Genomic DNA, 14,912 nt, shown 5'->3' on the forward strand with positions numbered 1-14,912 from the left:
CGGAAATCCTGCCGCCCGACAAAACTAGTACCCGTTCGCCAAAGAGAGTGAAAAGGCGGCAAAACTTGACATCATCCCGCCTGCACGAAACGACTAAACACCCGCTTAAACAAATCCCAAAAGCTCGCTTCTTCGACCGTTTGCTTGGCGACAAGCGGGCTGCGCACGATCTCTTTTCCATCCTCTTTCAAAATCAAAACGCCAAGCTCATCGCCTTTGCGAATTGGGGCTTGTACCCGTTCTTTCACCTTGACGATTTTCTCAATCTGCTCGACCGACTGCCCCTTTTTCGTCAGCACCGATACCGGCTCCGATGTCACCGCTTCAACGGATGGCCGTTTGCCTTTGCTTATGTTGACACGGGCAACTGTTTCATTCCGTTTGTACACCGGATGAGTCCGATATTGGGAAAACGCGTAATCGAGCATCTTCGTCATTTGAGCATTGCGCGATTTCGGCGTCGGCGCCCCAAAAATGACGGCAATGACGCGCATGCCATTCTTTTTCGCTGTCGCGGTCAAACAATACCCCGCCTCGCTCGTAAAGCCGGTTTTCAGCCCGTCAACACCAGGATAAAACTTGACAAGCCGGTTGGTGTTCACAAGCCAAAACTTTTTATCCGTCTGTGCGCGCAAATAGTCTTCGTATTTGCTCGTATATTTCGTAATATCTTCATACTTCAACAATTCGCGCGCCATCATGGCCATATCATAAGCGCTGCTGTAGTGATGTTCCGCCGGCAGGCCGGTCGCATTGGCGAAATGGGTGTTTTTTAAACCAAGTTGTTTTGCTTTTTCGTTCATCATTTCGACAAACGCCTCTTCTGACCCGGCAATCCGTTCGGCCAGGGCGACCGAAGCATCGTTCGCCGAACCGATGGCGATGCCGCGCAGCAGCTCGTCAACCGTCATTTCCTCACCCGGCTCAAGGAAAATTTGCGAGCCGCCCATGGAAGCGGCGTATTCGCTCGCCCGTACTTTCTCATCGTAGGAGAGCTTTCCTTCATCGATCGCCTCCATGATCAGCAACATCGTCATAATTTTCGTCATGCTCGCCGGCGGCAGTTTTTCATGAGCATTTTTCTCGTACAACACTTTTCCTGTGTCGCGTTCGATCAAAATTGCTGATTTCGCCTCAGCGGCTAGTTCGGCCTTCGCTCCCTTCGCCTCTTTTTCCTCGGCGTGCACGGAAAAGGGAAGGAACAGAAGAAGCGGCAAGAAAAGCAGACGAATGACTGTCGTTTTCATCTCCCAAACCTCCATTCTTTATACATGCCATTTTTTCCAACAGAGATATTTTTATACAAACGAAACCAAAATAAAAAAACGCCCGAAACCCACTGTTTCGAGCGTTTTCTAACAGCTTCGCCTCAGCCGATCGTCTCGTAAATGAGCGGCGGCGGGGCGGCCGGCTGCGGCGAAATCCGAATGGCCGCGGCCAGTTTTTCTTCCACGTCGCGCACATCGGCGCGGTTGCTGTGAATCGTGGCGAGCGCTTCCCCTTTTTGCACACGGTCGCCGACCTTTTTATGAAGCACGATGCCGACCGCCAAATCGATGGCGTCTTCCTTTGTCGCTCGCCCGGCGCCAAGCCACATGGCGGCCGTGCCGACTTCATCGGCAACGATCTCGGCCACATAACCGTCCTCGCCAGCGGCAACGGGGATCGTATGCGCGGCGCGCGGCAATTTGTCCGGGTCGTCAACAACCGACGGATCGCCGCCTTGGGCCGCCAAAAACGTTTTCATTTTTGCGGCTGCCTTTCCGCTGCAAAGCGCTTCCTCCAGCAGGCGGCGCGCTTCGGCAAGCGACGGCGCTTTTTCGGCCAAGTACACCATATGGCTGCCAAGCGTCAAACAAAGTTCCGTTAAATCGCGCGGCCCGTTTCCTTGCAAAGTAGCGATCGCCTCTTTCACTTCCAAGGCGTTACCGACCGCGTAACCGAGCGGCTGGCTCATATCGGAAATGACCGCCATCGTCCGGCGGCCGACGCGCTTGCCGATCTCGACCATCGCCCGAGCAAGCTGGCGGGCGCCATCGAGATCCTTCATAAACGCTCCGGCCCCCGTTTTGACGTCTAAGACGATCGCGTCAGCCCCGGCGGCGATTTTTTTGCTCATGATCGAGGAAGCGATCAGCGGAATGCTGTTGACGGTGGCGGTCACGTCGCGGAGCGCGTACAATTTTTTATCCGCCGGCGTCAAGTCGCCCGTTTGGCCGATAATGGCGATCTGATTCTCATTGACGAGCCGGAGAAATTCGTCTTTGCTGATTTCGACATGAAATCCGGGCACGGACTCGAGCTTGTCGATCGTGCCGCCCGTATGGCCGAGACCGCGCCCGGACATTTTCGCCACCGGCACGCCGACGGACGCGACAAGCGGGCCTAACACGAGCGTTGTCGTATCGCCAACGCCGCCTGTGGAATGCTTATCGACTTTCACGCCGCGAATGCCTGACAGATCGATGACCTCGCCGGAGTGCACGATCGCCATCGTCAACGCCGCTGTCTCTTCGGCGGTCATGCCGCGAAAATAAATGGCCATCGCCAACGCGCTCATTTGATAATCGGGAATGTCCCCGTTCGTATAACCGCGGATGATCCACTCCAGCTCTTCCGTCGTCAGCGCCTTTCCATCGCGCTTTTTGGCAATCAAATCGACCATTCTCATCCCGATCACCTCTCGTTATTTCGCCAGTTCGGCGACAATCGCTTTCACGAGCCGCAAAAAGTCGGCTTTCACCCGCTCGGCTGTTTCGACGACTTCGTCATGATGAAGAGGAGCATCATTCATGCCAGCCGCTAAGTTGGAAATGCATGAAATGCCGAGCACCTCCATGCCGGCATGGCGGGCGACGATCACTTCCGGAACGGTTGACATGCCGACCGCATCACCGCCAAGCGCCCGGATCATGCGAATTTCCGCCGGCGTTTCGTACGATGGACCGGTGTTGGCGACATACACCCCTTCGTGCAGGCGAATGCCGAGCCTTGCCGCCGCGTCTTTGGCGAGTTGGCGCAGGCGCCGGCTGTATGCTTCGGTCATGTCTGGAAAGCGCGGACCAAGCTCCGGGTCGTTCGGGCCGATGAGCGGATTCGTGCCAAGCAAATTGATATGGTCGGAGATCACCATCAAATCGCCGGGGTGGAATCGTTCATTGACGCCGCCGGCGGCGTTTGTCACGATCAATTCCCGGACGCCGAGCGCCTTCATCACTCGGATGGGAAACGTCACTTCCTGAAGCGAATACCCTTCATAATAATGAAACCGCCCCTGCATGGCGACAACGGTCGCCCCTTCAAGCCGGCCGTACACGAGCCGGCCGGCGTGCCCCTCAACCGTCGATACCGGAAAGCCGGGAATCTCCTCATACGGAATGCGAACCGCCTCTTCGATTTCATCGGCGAGCACGCCGAGCCCCGAACCGAGAATCAAACCGATCGCCGGCGGTACCGGCATGCGCTGCCGCAACACATCCGCTGCTTTTTCAATCGCTTGTCGATCCATCTGTCTTTCCCCCTTGCCTTCTATTCTAATCCGGAACATGGCCGGCTACGCTGGCGAAAGTTCCGACAAAAAGCTTGTTCCATAAGGCGGCATAGCGACGTGGAAGTTAGCGGCGATCGTCGCCCCGACATCGGCGAACGTCTCCCGGATCGGGAGCCGCTTTCCGCCTTGAAAACGCGGACTGTACACCAACAGCGGCACGTATTCGCGCGTATGGTCCGTTCCGTGGTGCACCGGATCGTTGCCGTGATCGGCCGTGATGATCAGCAAGTCGTCTTCTTTCAAACGCGGCAGCACATCGTTAAGCCGGGCGTCGAACTCTTCGAGCGCATCGCCGTATCCTTTTGGATCGCGGCGATGGCCGTATTTGGCGTCAAAATCGACGAGATTGACGAAACTCAACCCGGTAAAATCGATGCCGAGCGTGTCCACAAGCTTATCCATGCCGTCCATATTCGATGCGGTCCGCAACGACTGCGTCACTCCTTCATTGTCGTAAATATCGGCGATCTTCCCGATGGCAATGACATCATACCCCGCGTCTTTCAGCTCATTCATCACCGTGCGGCCGAACGGTTTGAGCGCATAGTCGTGTCGATTGGCCGTTCGCTCAAAACGGCCGGGTGCACCGATGAACGGCCGGGCGATGACGCGCCCGACCATGTACGGCTCATCGCGCGTCAGCTCGCGGGCGATTTCGCAAATGCGGTACAGTTCGTCAAGCGGCACGACTTGTTCGTGGGCGGCGATTTGCAAAACGGAGTCGGCGGATGTATAGACGATGATGGCCCCCGTTTTCATATGCTCCTCACCGAGTTCTTCGATGATCGCCGTCCCGCTCGCCGGCTTGTTGCCGATCACCTTCCGCCCGGTGCGCCGCTCAAGCTCGGCGATCAATTCATCCGGAAATCCGTTCGGAAACACGCGAAACGGCTTGTCGATGCGAAGCCCCATCAGCTCCCAATGGCCGGTCATCGTATCTTTGCCGGCCGACGCTTCTTTCATTTTCGTATAGTAAGCCAGCGGCTGATCGACTTTCGGCACCCCTTTGATCTCACGAATATGGCTTAAGCCGAGCTTCGCCATATTCGGTAAATGAAGACCGCCGCGATGCTCGGCGATATGGCCGAGCGTGTCCGCCCCTTTGTCGTTGTATTTTTCGGCATCCGGCGCCTCGCCGATGCCGACCGAATCCATGACAATCAAAAAGACGCGCCGGTACATTGCTTTCATATGCATCCCTCCCGCCTACGATGAAAATTCGGTCTCTTCCTATCGTTCCCATCTTTTCAGCAAAACACGCCTTTGTTACATTGGTCAGAAGTCTGACAACTGCATCGACGAGCAAGCGCCCAGCCGGCTGCATCCGCTAGGCGCGCGGGTGATACTGCTTGTATACGTCTTTCAAACGCGTTTTCGTCACGTGCGTATACATTTGCGTTGTCGAAATATCAGCATGGCCGAGCAGCTCTTGGACAGCGCGCAAATCGGCCCCGTTTTCAAGCAGATGCGTCGCAAACGAATGGCGAAGCGTATGCGGCGTTAATGGTTTTTCAATGCCGGCTTCTTTCGCGAGGCGCTTTAAAATTTTCCAAAAACCTTGCCTTGTCAAACGTTGGCCGTAATGATTCAAAAACAGCGCCTCCGTCGCTCGCTTGCGCGCATTCACCAGCTGCGGACGTCCGTGCTCCACGTAGCGAGCAAGCGCGTCAATGGCCATCCGCCCGATCGGCACGATCCGCTCCTTCCGCCCTTTTCCGTAGCAGCGGACAAACCCCATCGTCAAATGGACGTCGCCGAGGTTGAGCTGCACCAACTCGCTGACGCGCATGCCGGTCGCATACAACAGCTCGAGCATCGCCTTGTCGCGCAGCCCAAACGGCGTATCGGTTTGCGGCGCGGCCAGCAGAGCTTCCACTTCCTCGACCGACAGCACTTTCGGCAGCGTCCGTTCAAACTGCGGCGTTTCAATATGGACGGTCGGGTCTTGCGCCGCGATTTTCTCCCTTAGCAAAAACTGATGGAACGAACGGATCGACGCCAGATGGCGGGCGATCGTCCTTGCCGATTGCCCTTGTTCGCTTAAAAACTTTAAAAAATGGAGAATATGAAGGCGCTCGACTTCGCCCCACGCCTGAAGCTGCTCCACCTGCCGCAAATAACGCGCGTATTTTTTCAAATCCCTCTCGTATGAAACGATCGTATTGTGCGCCAAATTCCGCTCCACCATCAAATAGTGCAAAAAATCGCTCAGTTCGTGTTCCAACGCTCTCTACTCCCCATCGCGGTAAAAAAATAACAGCCGGTCAAGCCAAGTCGGGGGCGCCTGTTCGACCGCCGACACCTTGACCGCCGACCCCTCCGGCTCATCGTACCGGTGATAGTATTCATATTCACGGTGAAACCATACAAGACTATAATAAAATAAAATGGTGCATCCCGTAAACAAAAGAAACACTTTCACCATTTGCCAAACGGTTTTCATGGCATCCTCCTTACTGGCAGCTTGGCCATTTGCTAGTATGAGGATATGCCATTGACTTCCTTGTTTATACGCAAAAAACCTTTCCCATCGGAAAAGGTTTTTTATTTTTCTTCTTCCTGATGTTTTTGTTGGCAGCGGTGGCAAATGCCATGAAACGTCAAGCGGTGATCTTTGATTTTGAACTTCCACTCCCTCTCGACGATGGCTTCGACGTCCTCAAGCAAATCTTCCTGAATTTCCGCCACCGACCCGCACTCAAGGCAAATGAGATGGTGATGGAAATGGGCCGCTCCTTCTTTGCGGAGGTCGTAGCGCGACACCCCATCCCCGAAGTTGATTTTGTCGACAATTCTCAGCTCGGTCAACAGCTCCAGTGTCCGATAAACCGTCGCCAGTCCGATTTCCGGGGATTTTTCTTTTACGAGGAGGTAGACGTCTTCAGCGCTTAAATGGTCTTCTTCATGTTCGAGCAGGACTCTTACCGTCGCTTCCCGCTGCGGTGTCAGCTTATAGCCAGCCGAATGCAGCTGCTTTTTAATTCGTTCCACGCGTTCTTCCATCATTTCATTCCTCCCTCGCCATTCACCCTCCATTATAGCAGAGATGCGAGGAAAGGGGCAAAGTAAAATCACTATTACAAGAGAATAATAACGATTATTATATAATAATTAATATTATATTTACCACCCATTTGACCGTCTGCTTCATCAGCGAAGGTGAAACATACGCCTCGATCGCCGAAGAAACGAGCAGCCCGACAGCGGTCAGCGCCATCACCGCCGCGTAGCGCATCACAAGCGGAAAGACCGGTCCATGCGGACGTTTCATAAACTGATGGCGCACCATTTGCAAAGAAAAGGAGATCGAAACTACCCCCATGACGATCATCAGCGGAATGACGACAACATTTTGCGGCATGATGGAAACAAACGACAACAAAAAGCCTTTCCAGCTCATTTGGCTCACTAAAAACCCGACGGTAAAGCCAACGACGACTCCTTTTAAAAACAGCAGGACGAAAATAATAGGCAAGCCAATGACGGAAATGCCGAGCACCCACATCAAGGCGATGTATTTGACGTTATGCATATAGCTTTGGCGGAACATGTCGTGAGCGCTCGCCAAATTGTCTTTCGATACTTGTCCAAAAAATTGCGTCAAATAATAGTACAAGTCTTGTTTTTGGCTGAAACTGAGGCTGTTGACGACAATGGCGCCAAAAATGACGCCCATTAAAAATAGGACGATCACAAATACGTACAGCGAAGCGTGTTCGCGCAAATGAACAGCGGCAGCCGATTTCAGCGGATGGGTTCTCATCGTGCTTCGTCCTCCTACTTTGTCTCTTAGTAGATTGTATGTCCATCCGCCTTGGATATGACTGTTTTTCGAAAAAGCGGGACCGCCGCCGCGCCGGACATCCCGCTTTCCATCCCCATCGCTCCGCCTGCGCTCGGCAAACGGCCGCACGTTTGCCTACCTTTCGCCGCCAACGCTTTCTTCGCGCTCAGCTCTCCTGCACTTTTCCATATTTTCCGCCGCCACCCGCTTCGATGGCGAGCGCCCCGCTGCGGGCGAGCACGATCAGCCGGGCGAGCTTTTCCCCGACCGTCTCGGCCAGCGCTTCTTCCGCCGCCTCATGCAGCACGCTCATTTCGGTGCCAAAGCGGGCGAGCAGCTTTTCATACGCCTTCGGGCCAAGACCGGGGATGAATTCAAGCGGCACTTGATAAATATACGGCGGCCGCTTCGGTCCGTGCTCCGCCGTTTTCAACTCCGCCAGCCGGTCGAATACCCCCTTAACAAAGCGGTGGTGGCCGCACGCCGGACAGCGTTCAGCCTCAGGCGAGACCGGCGCAAGGCAGCGTTCGCACACCGTCCGGTGATATTTGCCAAGCTTTGGATTCAAGCCGTAATTGGCGATGATCGTACGCCCGTCTTCACCGCGGAGCGCTTTTTGCAGCTCCGCAAACGTCGGGGCGGCGAGCCGCACTTGCTCATATTCGCGGGCGATTTTTCGCAACGAATGGGCATCAGAGTTCGTCAAATACGGATAACGGTGCAATTCGGCGATTTGGTCCGCCATCGCCGTATCGGCGCTTAACCCAAGCTCAATGGCATCGATCCGATCCGGGTCAAACACTTCTGTCAAGCTGTGTTGGACCCCTTTTCCGTACAAGCTTTTAAACGGGGTGAACGCGTGCGCGGGAATGAACCAGCCGCCGTGCTCTTTCGCGGCAGCTTGCAGCTCGCGGCCGGAGGCGTAAACGCGCTGCGAACTGAGCGATATGTTCTTCACCCGTTGGCCAAGCCAGCGGGAAAACGTGCGCATCGCCTGAACGGTCGGCAAAAAAACGAGAACGTGGATCGGTCCATAGCAATGGCCGTCATATACTTCGATTTCGCTGCCCAACAAAAGCGTCACCTTTCCGGCGCTGACGCCGCCTTCCTCATGTTCGCGCCACCCGTGCTTCTCCATCGCCTGCTCCAGCTCGTCCAGCACGTCGGGCACATGGCTGTCAATGACGCCGATGATATCGATCCCTTTCACCTCAGCCGCCTCATGCAAGATGTTGGCCAACGTCAACGTCCGCGCCCCAGTAATTTTCACCGGGCGGCCGGAAGCGGTGCGGCCGATGTGGATATGTAAATCGGCGTAATAACGGCCGAGGCCGCCCTCGTTTTTGTTATTCGCCATTTTGCTCCCCTAGCGCGCGGCGCAGCTGCAAATATTGCAAGGCGTACGCCGTTTTCGCATCGTAAATGTCGCGTCGTTCAAGCATCGCAAGCGCCTCCTCCAATGTCACTTCCAACAGTTCGACGAACTCATCTTCATCCAACCCGGCGCCATCTTCGACTTTTTCGAGCCCTTCCGCGACGTACAAATGGATGAGCTCATCGGCAAAACCGGGCGACGTATAAAACGAAATGAGATGGCGCAGCGAACGGGCCCGGTAGCCGGTTTCTTCTTCAAGCTCGCGGCGTGCGGAAGCGAGCGGCTCTTCCCCATGTTCTAGCTTGCCCGCCGGAATCTCGATCAATGCGCGCTCGAGCGCTTTTCGGTACTGGTGGACAAGAACGATGTTCCCGTTCGGCAACAGCGGCAGCACCGCCACCGCCCCCGGGTGTTTGATCACCTCGCGCCGGCTCATTTTCCCGTTTGGCAGCTCGACTTCCTCGATATACAAGTCAATGATGCGGCCGCTGAACAGTTTCTCTTTGCGGACCGTTTTTTCATACAACTTTTCCATCTCTTCTTCTCCCCTATCGATTGGTGGACTCTTTTCCATTGTACTACAAAGTTGGCCATTTTTTCGCCTCCGTTGTACAATGAACGTATCATCCATGGACAAAGGAGGCTGGCAAAGTGAAAAAGCGCCGCATCGGCACATCCGACTTATACGTCAGCGAAATCGGACTCGGCTGCATGTCGCTCGGCACGGATGAACACCATGCCATCTATCTCATTCATGAAGCATTGGAGCGCGGCATCAACTACTTGGATACAGCCGATTTATACGACCGCGGCTTAAACGAGGAATTTGTCGGCAAAGCGGTGAAAGGAAAACGCGATCAAGTGATCATCGCCACCAAGGTCGGCAACCGTTGGCGCGCGGACGGGAGCGGCTGGAATTGGGATCCGTCAAAAGCCTATATCAAACAAGCGGTCAAAGACAGCCTGCGCCGCCTGCAAACGGACTACATTGATTTATACCAGCTCCATGGCGGCACGATCGACGACCCGATCGACGAAACGATCGAAGCGTTCGAAGAGCTGAAGCGAGAAGGCGTCATCCGCTGGTACGGCATCTCCTCGATCCGCCCGAACGTCATCCGCGAATACGTGAAGCGCTCGAACATCGTCAGCGTCATGATGCAATACAGCTTGCTCGACCGCCGCCCGGAAGAGTGGTTTCCGCTCTTGCGCGAACATAACATCAGCGTCATCGCCCGCGGTCCGGTCGCTAAAGGCTTGCTTACCAACCGCCCGCTCGAACAAGCGAGCCGCGCCGTGAAAGAACACGGCTACCTCGATTATTCATACGAAGACTTGCAGGCGCTCATCCCGAAGCTGAAAGAAAAAACGGCCGGCCGCCGTTCCTTGACCGCGACCGCGCTGCAATTTTGCCTGCATGACTCGGTCGTTGCCGCCGTCATTCCGGGGGCGAGCCGGCTCGAGCAGCTCGAGGAAAACATCGCCGCCGCTTCCGCCCCGCCGCTTGACGCTGACGAATACGAATGGTTAAAACAAGTAACGAAGCGCTCGATCTATGACATGCACCGGTGAAGAAAGGAGCCCACAGCGCCAACATGGCCGCTTGCGGGCTCTTTTTTCATCCTGTTTCCCTTTTCATCAGGCAACCTCATCATCTACATACTTGTCCCTTGCTGCCCCCAAGCCAAACACGATCATGGCCGCGCAAACGGCTAGCAATAAAACGAGGGGTGGGAGAAAATGACCGGCTGCATCATACAGCGCCCCAAACAGCGGCGGGCCGGCCGCCGACAGCAAATAGCCGACCGATTGGGCCATAGCCGAGAGCTGGGCGGCTTCCAGCGGACGGCGCGTCCGCAACGTAAACAGCATCCATCGTGCCCTCCTTATTATTTAAACTTGCGCCAGTCAAGCTCGCTTTCTTCAAGCAGCTCAGCAAACGACTTTCGCTCGTCGCGCCGGCGCGCTTCCTCGCGGCGCCGCGCTTCTTCCGCCGCCCGCTGCCGCTGTTGTTCCTCAGCAAGCGCCCTCTTTTTCGCAAGCAGCTTCGCTTCGATGTCGGCGCCAAGCCGGTCAGCGAGCGTCATCGTCGACTGCTCTCGCTCTTTTCTCCGCCCCGCCTCTGTTTTCACGATGCTCACCCCCTTGCATAACAGCCGCTTGTTTGTCAAACAATACAACGAAACGACATGGAAAAGGAGAGATGATCAATGACGAAAAACCGCGCTCAAAAAGGAAAACCGTCCGCCGATACGGTCAAACCGGTCATCGGCAAAGAAGAGCTGGAAAAAGCGATCCACCCAACAAAGCGGCAAAACAGCCCGCAATAAGAAAGATCATAGAAAAACCGTAACCGGCCCGGTTACGGTTTTTACAACACCTCGGTAATGTGCGGCATATGCTCGCCGAGCCAAGCGATCGCGTCATCAAGCGTCGCAAACTCTCTCGTTTCAAACGTCATCTCATTTTGCAAAAGCCACACGTCCTTTTTGTCTTGGTACGGACCGGCGACCGACCAATGAAGCAGGCTGTACGGGTCGTTTTCATGGGTGAACGACACCCATGTTTTTTGCTTCGCCACCTTTGCGAGCTGCTCGAGCTTACCGTTCATGGCCGGCTGTCACCTCGACAAGCGGCATATGGCCGTTCAAGATTTGCCTTGGGCTTTTGAGCTGAAAAACGGTCGTCCCTGGCTTGATGTCAATCGTCATCTCCTCATCAAAAAAGATGAGGCGCGGCCGTTCCACGAGCACCGGCACGAAATTCGTCTCGACGACGACATCGTCTTCATCCGCCTTGTCAACGAGCCATAGCGCCGGCACGCCATCGACCAAACAGCCGCAGCCGTCGGTGTCATAGTTGAGCTTTAACTGCCGCCCCGATTTGGCTACAATAGGGGTAAGCGTTTGTTTTGCTGCATCAGTAAACGTGATGTTCACGCTCATCGTTGCTCCTTTTTCCGTTTGTTTCTTTACTATTCTACCCGTTGGCATGCAAGACTGTCAAAACGAAAAGGAGGAAAATCCAATGGCAAAAGGGCAAAGCAAAGTCACAGAAATGAAACGGCTGGCCCACACGAGGCCAGCCGTTTACTTTTGGAAAAACGCCCGCTTCGCTACCGTTTCGACAAGCCCCGGAGCGAGCCGGTACAACCGGCTGCCGAAGTCCATCCAACGCGGCATATTCACCTCGCGCGTCGGCGTCATCATCGCGGCAACGACGCGCTTCGCCACCGCCTCCGGCCGTAACATCCAACGCGAGACGTTGCGCACATACTCTCCCGATTCATCGGCCGCGGAAAAAAAGTTCGTCTCCACCGGCCCGGGGTTGACGGCGGTGACAAAAATGCCGAAGCGCGCCGCCTCGAGGCGGAGGCTGTCCGTAAAACCGAGAACCGCGTGTTTCGTCGCAGAGTAGACGCTTGATTTGGGCGTGGCGATTTTTCCCGCCTGCGAGGCGATGTTGATAATATGGCCGCTCTTGCGCTCTTTCATGTGCGGATACACCGCCTTCGTGCAGGCGATGAGGCCGAAGACGTTGACGGCAAACATTCGCTCCATTTCCGCCAAGTCGATGTCCTCGACATAGCGAAAGACGCCAAACCCCGCGTTATTGACCAACACATCAACCGTTTCCAACTCCGCCATCAACCGGGAAAAAACGGCCTCAACCATTTCCCGGTCGCCGACATCCAGCCGCGCATAGCGCGGACGAATGCCGGTCTGTGCCTCAATCCGCGCGCTGATTTCTTTCAGCTTTCCTTCACTGCGCGCCAACAGCACCGGAAGCGCCCCTTGGCGCGCCGCTTCATCAGCAATGTGCTCGCCGATTCCTCCCGACGCTCCAGTAATGACGACATGACGACCCTTCAACCGCATACCGACACCCCCGCCGCTTCATAGACGTAACGGCCGGCTTCCTGTTTTTTCGTCACGTATCCGTTCGCCTCGAGATAATCAAGCTGGCCGATCGTCTCCGACATCGTCAGCATCAACTGCCGTTCGTAAACCGATGGGAACAGCTTTTGGCACACGTCAAACACCGTTTGCGGGCGTTCCTTCACCATGTCGAGCACTCGCTCGGCGCGCTGGCGCTGCTTCGTCAACCGCTCGCGAACAAGGCTTCGGATGTCGGTCGCATCATCGCCATGGCCGTTTAACGAACGAACGATGTCGTAATTCAGCATTTTCTCAAGCGACTCGTTGTATTGCAGCAACGGCTTCGGCCGCTCCGTCTCCCCTTCCGCCGGCGGCTCCATCATCGGATTCGGGGAAATATGGACGAGCAAATGGTCGCCACCGATCAACAAACCATCCTCCTCGCGATAGAGAACGATATGGCTTTGCGCATGGCCCGGCGTTTCGATCACGCGCCACCGCGGCAAACCGGGAACCGCATCCCCGTCGGTCACGGCGATATCAACAGCCCGCCGGCTCGCGTAGCGAAGCGATCCGCCTTCTTTGGACAGCCGACTAAACAAGCGACGATCGACGCCGCATTCGGTGAAAAAGCCTTCAAAAAAGCGGACGTACCGCTCCATAAACGCCCGCTCCCGGCGCAAAAACGGGTCGGCTTTCGGATGGCCGATAATCGGGGCGTGCGGAAAGTAATCCAGCAGCCCGACATGGTCTGGATGGTGATGGGTGATCACGATTTGCTCGATCTCTTCCGGTCGGTAGCCGATCTCAGCGAGACGATGGACAAATCGCTGCCACGCTTCTTCCGTTTTCACTCCGGCATCCACTAACGTCAGCCGATCGCCAGCGATCACGTACATATGCACATCGCCGACCGGAAACGGCGTCGGCACCGTGATCCGATGCACTCGTTCCTCGTTCATCGCATTCCCTTCTTTCCTTTCAGTTCAGTAGCGATCCGTTCAGACATTGAACCAAACTGAATGATGATTCACAAATCTTGTTATTTTACAGTTTACAACGATTTCATACGTTTGTCATTCCTTTTTCTGCCGCGCATCGAAAATGGCCAAAAAATTCACGCTTCTCTCTTGACAACCAGCCTTGTCCCGCGGCATAATGACAAATAACATCACCGATACGGCCAAACTGGCGATGAACAGGGCCAGTAAACCGCAAACGGCACCAGAGAGCGAAGCCCGCGGCTGGAAGGCTTTGCTGCCCTCTTTGCGGTTGAACCTACCCTAGGAGCTGTTAGGCCAACCTAAACGCATTCCCAGCGTTATCGGGACAGAGTCGGGCCTGTTTGGCGTTTGGACCAAGCTAGGCCAAAAAAGGTGGTACCGCGGAAACGAAGGTTTTCCGTCCTTTTGCAAGGACGGAAAACCTTTTTCTTTTGCCCCGACACCCGCAAGCGAAGGAGGAGTGAAAAGATGAACAACGGACAGACGATTGCGCTGATCGGCGCCGGCTCGATGGCGGAAGCGCTCATCGCCGGCATGACGAAAGCTTTTTGCCGCCCAACCGACGTCATCGTTGCCAATCGGCAAAACCGCGCCCGTCTCGAGGAACTGGCGCGCCGCTACGGAGTGCGGGTGGCCCCAAACGCCCGTGAAGCTGCCGAACAGGCGGACATCATCGTGTTGGCAATGAAACCAAAAGACGTCGTCGAAGCGATGCACACCATCACCCCTGCCCTTTGTGCCAACCCGCTCATCCTTTCGCTGCTGGCCGGCGTCACGACTGAAACGATCGAACGGCTCGCCGGACGCGACATCCCTGTCGTCCGCGCGATGCCGAACACATCGGCCGCTGTCGGCTTATCGGCGACCGCGATCGCCGGCGGCCGCTTCGCCGCGAAAGAACATCTTGAGGTGGCCAAACAACTGTTTGAAACGGTCGGCATCGTCGCTGTAGTGCCGGAGCGCGACTTGCACGCGGTCACCGGCCTGTCCGGAAGCGGCCCGGCGTATGTGTACTACTTGGTCGAAGCGATGGAAAAAGCGGCATCCGACATCGGCCTTGAGCCTGAAGTGGCGAAACCGTTCATTTTGCAAACGATCATCGGCGCGGCTGAAATGCTCAAAGCGTCCGACAAACATCCGTCCGTCCTGCGCCGCGAAGTGACGAGCCCGGGCGGCACGACTGAAGCCGGCATTGGCGTGCTTGAGCAGTACCGATTTCAGGAGGCGGTCATCGCTTGCATCCGCCGGGCGACGGCCCGCTCCGAAGAGCTCGGCAGCGCTCTGCTCGCCGCCATCGCCGAAGCGTAAACACGATAGCCCC

The 14,912-nt window shown here is 55.7% G+C and carries 18 protein-coding genes; 2 read left to right on the forward strand and 16 right to left on the reverse strand.

The genetic code is table 11. The features are described from left to right. Positions 1 to 71 precede the first annotated feature (71 nt). The 10 genes from ACTVIM_RS11105 to ACTVIM_RS11150 all read right to left on the reverse strand — a co-directional run bounded on the left by ACTVIM_RS11105 (position 72) and on the right by ACTVIM_RS11150 (position 9,244). A complete protein-coding gene (locus ACTVIM_RS11105) occupies positions 72 to 1,247 on the reverse strand; it encodes a D-alanyl-D-alanine carboxypeptidase family protein (RefSeq protein ID WP_445612629.1) in 1,176 nt (391 codons plus the stop codon). Between the two features lie 122 nt (positions 1,248 to 1,369). Beyond that, on the reverse strand, positions 1,370 to 2,671 hold the full coding sequence (locus tag ACTVIM_RS11110; RefSeq protein ID WP_144975241.1) for a pyrimidine-nucleoside phosphorylase: 1,302 nt from the start codon (positions 2,669 to 2,671) through the stop codon (positions 1,370 to 1,372). 15 nt (positions 2,672 to 2,686) lie between these two features. Continuing rightward, a complete protein-coding gene (locus tag ACTVIM_RS11115; protein WP_445612630.1) occupies positions 2,687 to 3,508 on the reverse strand; it encodes a purine-nucleoside phosphorylase in 822 nt (273 codons plus the stop codon). A gap of 45 nt (positions 3,509 to 3,553) precedes the next feature. Continuing rightward, on the reverse strand, positions 3,554 to 4,747 hold the full coding sequence (gene deoB / locus ACTVIM_RS11120) for a phosphopentomutase (protein WP_445612631.1): 1,194 nt from the start codon (positions 4,745 to 4,747) through the stop codon (positions 3,554 to 3,556). Positions 4,748 to 4,877: 130 nt separating this feature from the next. Further along, positions 4,878 to 5,774: a site-specific tyrosine recombinase XerD gene (gene xerD, locus ACTVIM_RS11125; protein ID WP_445612632.1), complete on the reverse strand. Its 897-nt coding sequence runs from the start codon at positions 5,772 to 5,774 to the stop codon at positions 4,878 to 4,880. A gap of 6 nt (positions 5,775 to 5,780) precedes the next feature. Beyond that, the gene (locus ACTVIM_RS11130; RefSeq protein ID WP_144975247.1) at positions 5,781 to 5,993 is read right to left on the reverse strand and encodes a YqzK family protein; all 213 of its coding nucleotides are present in this window, start codon (positions 5,991 to 5,993) and stop codon (positions 5,781 to 5,783) included. A gap of 101 nt (positions 5,994 to 6,094) precedes the next feature. Then, on the reverse strand, positions 6,095 to 6,553 hold the full coding sequence (gene fur / locus ACTVIM_RS11135; protein WP_445612633.1) for a ferric iron uptake transcriptional regulator: 459 nt from the start codon (positions 6,551 to 6,553) through the stop codon (positions 6,095 to 6,097). Between the two features lie 97 nt (positions 6,554 to 6,650). Next, positions 6,651 to 7,313 (reverse strand): stage II sporulation protein M, encoded by a 663-nt coding sequence (gene spoIIM / locus ACTVIM_RS11140; protein ID WP_445612634.1) that lies wholly within the window; start codon positions 7,311 to 7,313, stop codon positions 6,651 to 6,653. Positions 7,314 to 7,500: 187 nt separating this feature from the next. After that, positions 7,501 to 8,691: an endonuclease Q family protein gene (locus ACTVIM_RS11145; protein WP_445612635.1), complete on the reverse strand. Its 1,191-nt coding sequence runs from the start codon at positions 8,689 to 8,691 to the stop codon at positions 7,501 to 7,503. Next, entirely contained in the window at positions 8,681 to 9,244 is a 564-nt protein-coding gene (locus ACTVIM_RS11150; protein WP_445612636.1) for an NUDIX domain-containing protein, read from the reverse strand. Before ACTVIM_RS11150 ends, ACTVIM_RS11145 begins: the two co-directional genes overlap by 11 nt. A 116-nt stretch (positions 9,245 to 9,360) precedes the next feature. On the opposite strand from ACTVIM_RS11150, the gene ACTVIM_RS11155 reads away from it, so the two are divergent. Continuing rightward, positions 9,361 to 10,281 (forward strand): aldo/keto reductase, encoded by a 921-nt coding sequence (locus tag ACTVIM_RS11155; RefSeq protein ID WP_445612637.1) that lies wholly within the window; start codon positions 9,361 to 9,363, stop codon positions 10,279 to 10,281. A gap of 66 nt (positions 10,282 to 10,347) precedes the next feature. On the opposite strand, the gene ACTVIM_RS11160 is transcribed toward ACTVIM_RS11155, so the two are convergent. The 6 genes from ACTVIM_RS11160 to ACTVIM_RS11185 form a co-directional block, all read right to left on the reverse strand. Beyond that, the gene (locus tag ACTVIM_RS11160) at positions 10,348 to 10,581 is read right to left on the reverse strand and encodes a hypothetical protein (protein ID WP_445612638.1); all 234 of its coding nucleotides are present in this window, start codon (positions 10,579 to 10,581) and stop codon (positions 10,348 to 10,350) included. Positions 10,582 to 10,598: 17 nt separating this feature from the next. Next, a complete protein-coding gene (locus tag ACTVIM_RS11165; RefSeq protein WP_061912603.1) occupies positions 10,599 to 10,796 on the reverse strand; it encodes a YqkE family protein in 198 nt (65 codons plus the stop codon). Positions 10,797 to 11,080: 284 nt separating this feature from the next. Continuing rightward, complete coding sequence (locus ACTVIM_RS11170; RefSeq protein ID WP_033023546.1) at positions 11,081 to 11,320, reverse strand: YqkC family protein; 240 nt, start codon at positions 11,318 to 11,320, stop codon at positions 11,081 to 11,083. Continuing rightward, on the reverse strand, positions 11,310 to 11,654 hold the full coding sequence (locus tag ACTVIM_RS11175) for an iron-sulfur cluster biosynthesis family protein (RefSeq protein ID WP_033023547.1): 345 nt from the start codon (positions 11,652 to 11,654) through the stop codon (positions 11,310 to 11,312). Before ACTVIM_RS11175 ends, ACTVIM_RS11170 begins: the two co-directional genes overlap by 11 nt. A 144-nt stretch (positions 11,655 to 11,798) precedes the next feature. Then, positions 11,799 to 12,587 (reverse strand): SDR family NAD(P)-dependent oxidoreductase, encoded by a 789-nt coding sequence (locus tag ACTVIM_RS11180; RefSeq protein ID WP_033023548.1) that lies wholly within the window; start codon positions 12,585 to 12,587, stop codon positions 11,799 to 11,801. Then, a complete protein-coding gene (locus tag ACTVIM_RS11185) occupies positions 12,578 to 13,549 on the reverse strand; it encodes an MBL fold metallo-hydrolase (protein ID WP_033023549.1) in 972 nt (323 codons plus the stop codon). The genes ACTVIM_RS11180 and ACTVIM_RS11185 overlap by 10 nt, the downstream gene beginning before the upstream one ends. 510 nt (positions 13,550 to 14,059) lie before the next feature. Between ACTVIM_RS11185 and proI the strand changes: the two genes are divergently transcribed. Next, positions 14,060 to 14,899, forward strand: coding sequence for a pyrroline-5-carboxylate reductase ProI (proI, locus tag ACTVIM_RS11190; protein ID WP_445612639.1), 840 nt, complete (start codon positions 14,060 to 14,062; stop codon positions 14,897 to 14,899). Positions 14,900 to 14,912: the final 13 nt, after the last annotated feature.

This window comes from Geobacillus sp. YF-1 (assembly GCF_052692335.1).

Excerpts from the sequence above, each read along its gene's own strand:
- ACTVIM_RS11105 (WP_445612629.1), bottom strand. The coding sequence starts at position 1,247 with ATGAAAACGACAGTCATTCGTCTGCTTTTCTTGCCGCTTCTTCTGTTC.
- ACTVIM_RS11110 (WP_144975241.1), bottom strand. The coding sequence starts at position 2,671 with ATGAGAATGGTCGATTTGATTGCCAAAAAGCGCGATGGAAAGGCGCTG.
- ACTVIM_RS11115 (WP_445612630.1), bottom strand. The coding sequence starts at position 3,508 with ATGGATCGACAAGCGATTGAAAAAGCAGCGGATGTGTTGCGGCAGCGC.
- deoB (WP_445612631.1), bottom strand. The coding sequence starts at position 4,747 with ATGCATATGAAAGCAATGTACCGGCGCGTCTTTTTGATTGTCATGGAT.
- ACTVIM_RS11130 (WP_144975247.1), bottom strand. The coding sequence starts at position 5,993 with ATGAAAACCGTTTGGCAAATGGTGAAAGTGTTTCTTTTGTTTACGGGA.
- fur (WP_445612633.1), bottom strand. The coding sequence starts at position 6,553 with ATGGAAGAACGCGTGGAACGAATTAAAAAGCAGCTGCATTCGGCTGGC.
- spoIIM (WP_445612634.1), bottom strand. The coding sequence starts at position 7,313 with ATGAGAACCCATCCGCTGAAATCGGCTGCCGCTGTTCATTTGCGCGAA.
- ACTVIM_RS11145 (WP_445612635.1), bottom strand. The coding sequence starts at position 8,691 with ATGGCGAATAACAAAAACGAGGGCGGCCTCGGCCGTTATTACGCCGAT.
- ACTVIM_RS11150 (WP_445612636.1), bottom strand. The coding sequence starts at position 9,244 with ATGGAAAAGTTGTATGAAAAAACGGTCCGCAAAGAGAAACTGTTCAGC.
- ACTVIM_RS11160 (WP_445612638.1), bottom strand. The coding sequence starts at position 10,581 with ATGCTGTTTACGTTGCGGACGCGCCGTCCGCTGGAAGCCGCCCAGCTC.
- ACTVIM_RS11165 (WP_061912603.1), bottom strand. The coding sequence starts at position 10,796 with ATGACGCTCGCTGACCGGCTTGGCGCCGACATCGAAGCGAAGCTGCTT.
- ACTVIM_RS11170 (WP_033023546.1), bottom strand. The coding sequence starts at position 11,320 with ATGAACGGTAAGCTCGAGCAGCTCGCAAAGGTGGCGAAGCAAAAAACA.
- ACTVIM_RS11175 (WP_033023547.1), bottom strand. The coding sequence starts at position 11,654 with ATGAGCGTGAACATCACGTTTACTGATGCAGCAAAACAAACGCTTACC.
- ACTVIM_RS11180 (WP_033023548.1), bottom strand. The coding sequence starts at position 12,587 with ATGCGGTTGAAGGGTCGTCATGTCGTCATTACTGGAGCGTCGGGAGGA.
- ACTVIM_RS11185 (WP_033023549.1), bottom strand. The coding sequence starts at position 13,549 with ATGAACGAGGAACGAGTGCATCGGATCACGGTGCCGACGCCGTTTCCG.
- proI (WP_445612639.1), top strand. The coding sequence starts at position 14,060 with ATGAACAACGGACAGACGATTGCGCTGATCGGCGCCGGCTCGATGGCG.